Source organism: Devosia insulae DS-56, from assembly GCF_000970465.2.
Classification (GTDB): Bacteria; Pseudomonadota; Alphaproteobacteria; order Rhizobiales; family Devosiaceae; genus Devosia_A; species Devosia_A insulae.
In genome coordinates this window covers 1-9,303 of sequence record NZ_LAJE02000241.1, presented here as the reverse complement: position 1 = coordinate 9,303, position 9,303 = coordinate 1, and the positions used below count along the sequence as shown (strand labels likewise).

General features: G+C 64.1%; 9 protein-coding genes. 7 read left to right on the top strand and 2 right to left on the bottom strand.

All coding sequences use genetic code 11. The features are described 5' to 3' along the window. Nucleotides 1–57 precede the first annotated feature (57 nt). Complete coding sequence (locus VW23_RS17285; protein WP_084646264.1) at nt 58–843, bottom strand: NAD-dependent epimerase/dehydratase family protein; 786 nt, start codon at nt 841–843, stop codon at nt 58–60. 253 nt (nt 844–1,096) lie between these two features. Here VW23_RS17285 and VW23_RS17280 point away from each other — a divergent pair, with 253 nt between their 5' ends. From VW23_RS17280 to VW23_RS17260, 5 genes are read left to right on the top strand one after another with little or no spacing between them, the layout of a single operon-like run. Beyond that, on the top strand, nt 1,097–2,098 hold the full coding sequence (locus tag VW23_RS17280; RefSeq protein ID WP_069910790.1) for a Gfo/Idh/MocA family protein: 1,002 nt from the start codon (nt 1,097–1,099) through the stop codon (nt 2,096–2,098). Further along, nucleotides 2,098–2,865, top strand: a complete 768-nt coding sequence (locus tag VW23_RS17275; protein ID WP_069910789.1) for an SDR family NAD(P)-dependent oxidoreductase — start codon at nt 2,098–2,100, stop codon at nt 2,863–2,865. The genes VW23_RS17280 and VW23_RS17275 overlap by 1 nt, the downstream gene beginning before the upstream one ends. 11 nt (nt 2,866–2,876) lie before the next feature. Beyond that, nucleotides 2,877–3,836 carry a Gfo/Idh/MocA family oxidoreductase gene (locus tag VW23_RS17270; RefSeq protein ID WP_069910788.1) on the top strand — a complete coding sequence of 320 codons (960 nt, stop codon included), beginning with the start codon at nt 2,877–2,879 and terminating at the stop codon, nt 3,834–3,836. 3 nt (nt 3,837–3,839) lie between these two features. Continuing rightward, nucleotides 3,840–4,625: an SDR family oxidoreductase gene (locus VW23_RS17265; protein ID WP_069910787.1), complete on the top strand. Its 786-nt coding sequence runs from the start codon at nt 3,840–3,842 to the stop codon at nt 4,623–4,625. Between the two features lie 20 nt (nt 4,626–4,645). Then, nucleotides 4,646–5,464, top strand: a complete 819-nt coding sequence (locus tag VW23_RS17260; protein ID WP_201788066.1) for an HpcH/HpaI aldolase family protein — start codon at nt 4,646–4,648, stop codon at nt 5,462–5,464. 205 nt (nt 5,465–5,669) lie between these two features. Here VW23_RS17260 and VW23_RS17255 read toward each other — a convergent pair whose 3' ends face one another. Further along, nucleotides 5,670–6,665, bottom strand: a complete 996-nt coding sequence (locus tag VW23_RS17255) for a GntR family transcriptional regulator (protein WP_069910786.1) — start codon at nt 6,663–6,665, stop codon at nt 5,670–5,672. Nucleotides 6,666–6,829: 164 nt separating this feature from the next. On the opposite strand from VW23_RS17255, the gene VW23_RS17250 reads away from it, so the two are divergent. Both VW23_RS17250 and VW23_RS17245 read left to right on the top strand, forming a co-directional pair. After that, nucleotides 6,830–8,002 (top strand): N-acetylglucosamine-6-phosphate deacetylase, encoded by a 1,173-nt coding sequence (locus VW23_RS17250; RefSeq protein ID WP_244513635.1) that lies wholly within the window; start codon nt 6,830–6,832, stop codon nt 8,000–8,002. A gap of 201 nt (nt 8,003–8,203) precedes the next feature. Next, the coding region (locus VW23_RS17245; protein WP_176730425.1) for a sialidase family protein at nt 8,204–9,303 on the top strand (1,100 nt) is incomplete at its 3' end.

The following is a 9,303-nucleotide window of genomic DNA, read 5'->3' as shown; positions in this document are numbered from 1 at the left end:
TCGCTGGTGCCCCTCCCCCGCCACGCGGGGGAGGATCATGGAGAGGCCGGTGGCCGCTTAGACGCTCAGCTTGCCGATATCGTACTTGTCGGCCGAACCCGTCGGCCGCCAGCCGATGACCTGTTTGGCGTGCGAGGTGTCGCGCCAGCGGCGTTTGTTCTCGGAGATGGCGTCGAAGATGTCGAAGCGGACGCTCTCGGGCGCATCGAGGCACTTGTCGACCATCTGCACGGCGTCGGCCTGCGAGAGATAGCCGGGATAGTGGCGGATGAGTTCGGGCTGGTCGCTCGGCAGCACGGCGCCGAGCCGGATGCAGATCACCGACATGCCGTAGCGATCGGAGAACAGCCGGCCGGTATTCTCGCCGAACAGCTTGCCGACACCATAAAAGCTGTCAGGGCGCGGCGGATCCTTGTAGTCGAGCAGCTTTTCACCCGGCGGCAGGGCCTGCAGCTGGTTGGCGGCGAGCTTGCCGTAGGGCGAGCCCTCGTACCACTCATAGCCACACATAGTACTGCCGGTGCTCATGAACACCACGCGCTTCACCCCGGCTTCCTGCGCGGCACGGAACATGTTGAGGGTGCCGCCAATGGTGTTCTGCATCACCTTGTCCCAGTCGTCGTACTCATGGGTCTCGGCGGCGAGGTGCAGTACCATGTCCATGCCCTCGGACGCCTTGCGGATGGCCACCGGGTCGGCGATCTCGGCCTGGGTGTGGACGATCCCCGGGACGACGCGCCGGCTCAAGCCACTGAACTCGTATTTGTCGGAGAGGTCGCGGATGACGAGGCCGCCAATCAGACCGCTGGCGCCGGTCACGAGGACCTTAGGTTTTGTAGCCATTCGAATGCATCCCCCTGCATTGATCGGTTAAATATACCGTTAGCATGATAATATGCTTTTCTGGGAGTCAAGTGAGTCAAACTGTGCGTTCGACTGTGGTTCGTCTGACGGAACCTCCGCATCACGGATCATGTTGCGAGCTCAACGGCTTTCGACTTTTTGCGCAGCAGATGGCGCTCAGCCGCGATTGACAGCACTAAATATGCCGTTAGCATAACAACATACTTGGTTATCGGGTGAGGGGGCGTCGTCGGTGAAGCGGGTGCTTATCGTGGGGAGCGGCGGCATCGGCCGGCGCCACCTCAAGGGCTACAGCCTGACCGGACGGGCGCAACTGGCGATCGTCGAGCCGGACGCCGGGCGCCGCGACGAAGCCAAGGCGCTGTTCGGCATCACCGAGACCTATAGCGATATCGGCGAAGCCGACCTCAAAAGCTTCGACCTCGCGGTGATCTGCGCACCGGCCAACTTTCACGTGGCACTGATGCGGCGCTGCGCCGAGGTCGGGCTCAACTTCCTCGTCGAAAAACCACTCTCGGTGACGATGGACGAGGTCGACGAGACGCTGGCGCTGGTCCACTCGAAAAACCTCGTAGCGCGGGTCGGCTATGTGCGGCGTGTCGCCGACGAAGTGGTGACGCTGCGCCAGCAGATCCTCGACGGCAAGATCGGCACGCTGCGGCTCGCCTATCTCAACTCCTCGCAGGAGTTCCCAAAATATCGGCCGGATTTCCAGCGCACCTATTACGCCCGGCCGGAAATGGGCGGCGGCGCCATTCTCGATGCGGCGAGCCACCTGTTCGACATGCTGATCTGGCTGATGGGCAAGCCCACCGAGGTCAGCTGCCTCTATGACCGGCTGGTGCTCGAGGGCACCAATACCGAGGACACCTGCCTCGTCTCGATCCGCTTTCAGAGCGGGGCGATGGCGAACGTCACCATCAACCAGTTCCAAAAGCCCAATATCGCGCGCTTCGAGTTCATCGGCACCAAGGGCAACCTGATGCTGGAGCACTCGACGCTGAAATTCACCGATGACGACAGCGGCAAGTGGCAGGACGAGCGCGACTTCATGCAGGGGTTGGTGCCGACCGAAGCGCATCAGGCGCGCTTCCGCATGCAGGCCGACGCCATGCTCGATGCGATCGAGGGCAAGCCCTGCTGGCTCGCGACCCTCGACGATGCGCGCGACAACCTGAGGGTGGCGCTCGCCGCCAAGCAATCCTGGCTCGAAAAGCGGATCGTGAGTCTCTGATGCTCAATTTCGATGGCAAGACCGTGCTGATGGCCGGTGGCGCGGGTTACCTGGCGCTGCCGGTGAGCAAGCTGCTGGCGCAGCAGGGCGCCAACGTGGTGCTGGCCGACATCAACCCGGAGCGGCTTGCAATCGCCGAGGCCGAACTCAAGGCGCTCGCCCGCGGCGTGCTGGCGCTGCCGCTCGACATCGGCGACGAGGACTCGATCCTTGCGGCGGTGCGCGGTGCGGCCAAGACATTCGGCAAGCTCGATGGCGTGGTGAACGCCACCTTCGGCTCCACCGGCAAGCGCTTCGAGGAGCTGACCGCAGCGGATTTCGATCGCACCAACCGGCTGAACCTCACCGGCAGTTTCCTCCTCGCCCGCGAGGCGGCGAAACACATGGGGCCCGGCAGCGCGATGGTGCTCTATGCCTCGATGTATGGCGTGGTGGCGCCGAACCCGGCGAACTACCCGGGCGACATGGCCCCCAACCCGATCGAGTACGGCGCCGGCAAGGCCGGGATGATCCAGATGGTGCGCTACATGGCGGGCCATTTCGGCCCGGCCGGTATCCGCGTCAACGCGGTGGCGCCCGGCCCCTACCCGCATCAGGCGACGCAGGACAATGCCGAGTTCATGCAGAACCTGTCGCGGCAGACCATGCTGGGCCGGATCGGCCGGCAGGACGAAATGGCCGGGCCGACGGCGTTCCTCCTGAGCGATGCGGCGAGCTACATCACCGGGCACTGCCTCAATGTCGATGGCGGCTGGACCGCCTGGTAGGGAATTTATCGATGAGCGTTCTGCCGATCACCCGGGATGAAATCCGTCTCGCCATGCTGGGCATGGTGGAAGGCAACGGGCACCCCTATTCCTGGAGCATCATCATCAATGGCAGTTACGACGCCAAGGCGCTGGCGGCCTGCCCCTACCCGGTGATCAAGGATTACATCGCCAAGCAACCTCCGGGCACACTCGGCATCCCCGGCGCCAAGGTGACGCATGTGTGGACGGACGATCCGGCCGATGCGGTACAGGTCGCGGCGGTGGCACATATCCCCAACATCGCCAAACGCGCCGAGGACGTAATCGGCGAGGTGGATGCCGTACTGGTCGCCACCGACAAGGGTTTCGAGCATGTCGAGCGGGCCCGACCGTTCATCGAGGCCGGCATCCCGGTGTTCATCGACAAACCGCTCTGCGATAACCGGCTCGATCTCGCGACCTTTTCGAAATGGGTGGCCGAGGGCAAGCCGCTGATCAGCTCGTCGGCGATGCGCTTCGCCAAGGAGTACGTGCCCTATCACCGCGCCACGCATGCGCTGGGGCAGTTGCGCCATGTCAGCGCCACCATGGCCAAGTCGTGGGAAGCTTACGGCATCCATGCGCTGGAGACGGTCTATCCGATCACCGGACCGGGCTATGTCTCGGTGCAGAACATCGGCGACGCCAATTCCAACATCGTGCACCTGCGGCACCGCGACGGCATCGACGTCATCCTGCAGGTGACCAGGGATATGGGCGGCGGCTTCGGCATGGTGACGTTGGCCGGCACCGCCGCCGGGCTGCAGCTCAAGTTCACCGACACCTATCACGCGTTCCGCACCCAGCTCGTCGGCTTCGTCGATTACCTCCGGACCGGCAAGCCGCCGGTGCCGTGGGAGGAGACGCGCGAACTGATGCAACTGGTGATCGCCGGCATCGAAAGCCGCGAACAGGGCGGGCGCCGCGTTTTCCTTAGCGAGATGGACTGAACCATGCAGGTACTCGAGAGCTTCTCGCTCAAAGGCAAAGTCGCCGTGGTCACCGGCGGCGCCGGGCTCTATGGCCGGCAGATCGTCGCGGCCCTGGCCGAGGCCGGAGCGCAGACCTTCATCGCAGCGCGCGATCTCGAAAAACTCGAAGTGGTGGCGGCCGAAGAGCGGGCGCGCGGCTTCGACGTCACGGCACTGTCGCTCGACCTGTCGTCGGACGAGTCCATCGAAGCGCTGCACCGCGAGGTGATCGCCCGGGCCGGGCGCTGCGACGTTTTGGTCAACAACGCGGTGACCCGCTCGGCGCTCGATGGGTGGGCGCATGATCTCGACGCGTTCGACAGAAGCCTCCGGGTCAACGCCTCGGCCTTGTTCAAGATCACCGAGCTGTTCGGCCGCAACATGCGGGCGCAGAAAGCCGGCTCCATCATCAATATCGGCTCGATGATGGGCATGGTCGGGGTCGAGATGGCCAACTACGAGGGCACCGACATGACGCCCAACCCGTCGCCGATCTACCACTACGAAAAGGGCGGTATGCTCAACTTCACCCGCTGGGCGGCGAGCATTTTGGGCGCCGACAATGTCAGGGTGAACTGCCTGTCGCCGGGCGGTTTCTTCAACAACCAGCCGGCGCCGTTCGTCAAAGCCTACAGCGCCCGCACCCAGTTGGGCCGCATGGCCAACGACACCGATTTGAAAGGCGTCATCGTCTTTCTCGCATCGGACGCTTCGGCCTATGTCACCGGCACCAACATCCCAATCGATGGCGGCTACACCGCCAAATAACCCCTCCGGAGGAGATCACCTTGTCCCAGACGCAGCCCTACGCCGCGACGCCCCCGACGCGCTTCCGCATGCGGCCGAGCCGCGTGCTGCGCACCATCCGCGAGGGCAAGGTGGCCCGGGTGCTGAAGCTCAATATCTCTGACGCCAAGATCGCCGAGATCTTCGCCGCAGCGCAGCCCGATGCGCTGTGGCTGTGCATGGAGCATACTTCGGCGACGTGGGAGCAGGTCGAGCACCAGATCCGCGCCGCCAAGCTCTATGACGTCGACACGCTGCTTCGCGTGTCGCGCGGCAGCTACAGCGACTACATCCGCGGCTATGAGATGGATGCGACCGGGCTGATCGTGCCGCACATCATGAACGCCGAGGACGCTCGCAAGGTGCGCGACATCACCAAGTTCGCGCCGCTCGGCAAACGCGCCGTCGATGGCGGCAACAATGATGCGCAGTTCACCCGCGTCGGCTTCCTCGACTATTTGAAGACCGCCAATGAGGAGCGCTTCGCCTGCTACCAGATCGAGGATCCGGAAGCGATGGAGCACCTCGAGGCGATCGCCGAGATGGACGGGGTGGATTGCCTGTTCTTCGGCCCCGGCGACTATTCGGTGGCAAGCGGCATCCCGGGTGAGATCCAGCACGACGAGATCAAGGCGGTGCGGAAGCGCGTCGCCGAAGTGGCGCGCAAGTACGGCAAGATCGCCGCCACGGTCACCAATCGCGACCTGATCGGCGAGTATGTCGATATGGGGTACAACTTGCTGTCGGTGGGCGCCGACGTGATCGCGCTGGCGAACTATGCCGATGAGTCGATGGCGGCGTTTGATAAGGCGTTGGGGTAAGACTCGCCGGCGACCACCACCTTACCTTCTCCCCTTGAGGGAGAAGGTGGCGCGTAGCGACGGATGAGGGGTACGCGCAACGAAGTGTAGCGCGCTCCGAGCGAAGCGAGGAGCGATCCAGTACGCGGAGAGATACCCCTCATCCGCCCTTCGGGCACCTTCTCCCTCAAGGGGAGAAGGCACTGACTGAGAGATCAGCGCTTACTTACGGATGAAACGTCGCCGGCATGCTCATCACCTGCTTGCCGGGTTTGCGGTCTTCGAGGTTGGCGTAGATATCGGCCAGCACCTGCTGCATCCAGGCGGCGGAATCGACGTTGAAGCTCGGGCCGTCATTGTCGAGTGAATAGCGATAAGCCTTGGTCGGCTTCGTGGCCTTGGCGGCGATCACCGGTACCCAGCTGTGGTGCATGTAGCCGCAGACGATGTCGGGCTTGTAGCTCTTCAATACCGCCTCGAGTTCGGCCGTGTCGTTCTGGCCGGTCTCCTGGTTCACCGAGATGACGCGCAGCTCCTGCTCGGTGGCGGTCGAAGCGTTGGCGCGCCGGATGCTGGCGAGGCGGGAGGCCTGTTCGCTCGAGGTGATGGTGGTGTTGAGGTAGAGGTATTTCAGCTTTTTGCCGTCGTTTTGCCGGAACATCTCCATGAAGGCCGGTTCGAAATCGATGCGATAGGCGTGGTAGGGCAGCTCCTCGATGACGAGGTCGATGATCGCCACCTGCGCCGAGGTCTCGGGCAGCTTGTCGATCTCGGTTTCGGGCGTGATGCCGGCCAGCACCACCACATCGAGCGCGTCCCAGACATGGGTGGGCATCGACTTGTGGGTGAAGCTGCCGAGGATGAACTCGTGGCCATCGGAGACCACGGCCTTTTCCAGCGCCACCACCAGCTTGGTGTAGAACTCGTTGTTGAAGATGCCGCCGCCGACAATGTCGCGGTTGTAGAAGAAGCCGATGCGATGATGCGCTTCGGTCCACGGCGTTTCGACGAGAAACGACCCCTTGCCCACCTGGCGACGGATGATCCCCTCGGCTTCGAGGTCCTTCAGCGTCTTGATCACGGTGATCAGCGAGAATTCGCAGAACTTCACGATCTCGTTCTGCGACTCGATCTTGTCCCCGGCTTTCAGGCCGTTGGTTTTCCAGCGCCGGAACAGCATGTCTCTGAGCTGCAGGTGGCGTGGCGACAGGTCAATACTCAAGCCAGGTCTTCCCGTGACAGGTGATTGCCGAAGTTTGCTTCGGCGACATATAGCACCGCGCCCGCCCTGCCGATCACAGAGGCGCCTCAAGGCGCCATGTTTCCCCTTGAATTCGCATGTTAGGTGGTTATCATGACAATATACTACGAGCATGGATTCTGCAAGTGAAGCAAAGATGGCGTAACGCCACGCTGGTGACCCCGGGCGGAGAAATCGGGCAGGATCTGTTGATCGAGAATGGCCGGTTCACCGGCATCGTCAGCCGGGACACCGCCACCGGCGCCGACTGGCAGGATGTCGACGCCACCGGCAAGCTGCTGTTCCCCGGCATTATCGACCTCTTGCAGCACGGCATGGACGTCTATCTCTACAACGACGCCCTGCCCGGCTGCGTCTCGGACAACTCGACGCTGCTGCTGTCGCGCGGCGTTACCGGGTTCCTGCCGTCGATCAGCTGCCTGCCGCCCGAGGACATGGAAGCGACCCTCTCGCGGCTGGCGGCCGAGACCGGGACGGCCACCGGCGCGCGCGCCATCGGCATCCACAGCGAAGGCCCGGTTTTCGCTTCGCCCGGCGCGCATAACCCGCGCAACCTGCAAAAGCCGAGCGTCGAACTGGCCGAGCGCATGCTGGCGGCCAGCAACGGCCGGCTGAAGGCGGTGACCCTGGCGCCGGAACTGCCGGGCGCCGAAGCCTTCATCAAGCGGCTGAAGCAGCACGGGGTCAGCATCCACCTCGGCCACAGCCAGGCGGTGCCGGATGACGTGGCGCGCTATGTGTCCTGGGGCATCGATGCGGTGACCCATATGTACAACGTCATGCGCCAGCCGGAGCCCGGCAATATGGGGCTGCACGTGCTGTCGCTCACCGACGCGCTGATGGCGGAATCCGGCCTGGCGCTGGGACTGATCTGCGACGGCATCCACGTCTCGCCCAAGCTGATGCAGATCCTCGCGCAACTGCCGGTCGACCGGGTGTTCCTCGAAACCGATGCCAACAAATATGCCGGCGCCGAGGAGATGGAGTTCGAGTTCTATCCAGGCCAATGGGTGCGCAGCGCCCGCGGCAAGGCCGTGGTCGATCGCAATGGCGGGCTCTGCGGCTCGTCGCTGACCCCGGACGAGGCGATGCGCAACTACGTGCAGCTGGTCGGGGCCGACCTCGTTCGCACCGGCCACGCCACTAGCCTCGTGCCGGCGAGGGTACTGGGGATGGAAAAGGATATCGGCTCGATCGAGGTGGGCAAGCTCGCGGATTTTGCGGTGCTGGACCCGAAAACCCTCGAGATCGAAGCGACGGTGGTGGGCGGCGAGACGCTGTTCAGGCGCGCCGCCTGACGGATTTGGCGCAGCGGCTTCGGAGGGGCACTGCCGAATTGCACCACCCGCGGTGTCATCCCCGCGAAAGCGGGGAACTCCGTTTGGGATGGTGCCGCAGGCCAGAAAACAGAGGTTCCCGCTCTCGCGGGAATGACCCGGTGGGCGGGTCACGGTCGCCCGGTGCCACTCAATCGTGAACCGCTCAGGGGGGATGGGCCAATGCAAATCATCGCAGCAGGACTCTTGGGCAAGGCGGAGCCGGGGACGGCGCGCGCCAACCTGACCTTTCCATCGGTCACGGCACTGGCGGACGGTTCGCTCCTGGCAACGCTCAGGGCCGGCGACGAGAAGGATTCGCCCAAGGAGCGGATCGCTTTCTATCGCTCTGATGATAACGGGCTCACTTGGTCGGCGCCGACTTACCCGTTCGAGCCTCCCTCGGTGCGTGGCACCGGCGGTACGCTAAAGCTCTGCTACATCACCGAACTTGCCCCCAACCGGCTGCTGGCCGCAGCGATGTGGGTCGATCGCACGACCTATCCCGGGAAGCCCTTGTTCAATGCCGAGACCGAGGGTTGCCTGCCGATGGTGATCCTCCTCGCCAAGTCGGACGATAACGGCGCGAGCTGGACGGCCTGGCGCGCGGTGCCGATGCCCCAGGAGATCGGCCCCGCCAGCCTCACCAGCCCGCTGATGCGGCTAGCCGACGGGCGGCTGGCGATGAGCATCGAGACCAACAAGAGCTATCTCGATCGTTCAAAATGGCTGCAGCGGGCGGTGTTCTTTCATTCCGCCGACGAGGGCCAGAGCTGGAGCGGACCGGTGACGGTGGCCGAGGATCCGACGGGCCGCATCTTCAACTGGGACCTCCGCTGCGCGGTGGCGCCGGATGGCCGGGTCGGCTCGTTCGCCTGGACCTATGACACCACGACGGCCAGCTACCTCAACATCCACCGCCGGATCAGCGCCGATGGCGGGACAAGCTGGAGTGCGGCCGAAGATCTCGGCTTTGCCGACCAGGCGGCGCGGCCGGCGGTACTGGCCGATGGCCGGGTGGTGCTGGCCTGGGTCGATCGCTTCGGCTCGCAATCGATCCGCGCTCGGGTGGCACAGAGCATCGATGCGCCATTCACGGCCGACAGCGAAGTCGAGATTTATGCGCATGCCAGGGCGCAGGCAGCGAGCAGCGATACCGGCGACATGCTGGCCAGCATGGATGTGTGGAGCTTTGGCCTGCCGTCGGCGACGGCGCTGCCGAATGGGGATGTGCTGGTGGTGTATTATGCGGGGGAGCCCCGCCCGCAGGATGTGCGGTGGGC

Excerpts from the sequence above, each read along its gene's own strand:
- VW23_RS17270 (WP_069910788.1), top strand. The coding sequence starts at position 2,877 with ATGAGCGTTCTGCCGATCACCCGGGATGAAATCCGTCTCGCCATGCTG.
- VW23_RS17265 (WP_069910787.1), top strand. The coding sequence starts at position 3,840 with ATGCAGGTACTCGAGAGCTTCTCGCTCAAAGGCAAAGTCGCCGTGGTC.
- VW23_RS17285 (WP_084646264.1), bottom strand. The coding sequence starts at position 843 with ATGGCTACAAAACCTAAGGTCCTCGTGACCGGCGCCAGCGGTCTGATT.
- VW23_RS17275 (WP_069910789.1), top strand. The coding sequence starts at position 2,098 with ATGCTCAATTTCGATGGCAAGACCGTGCTGATGGCCGGTGGCGCGGGT.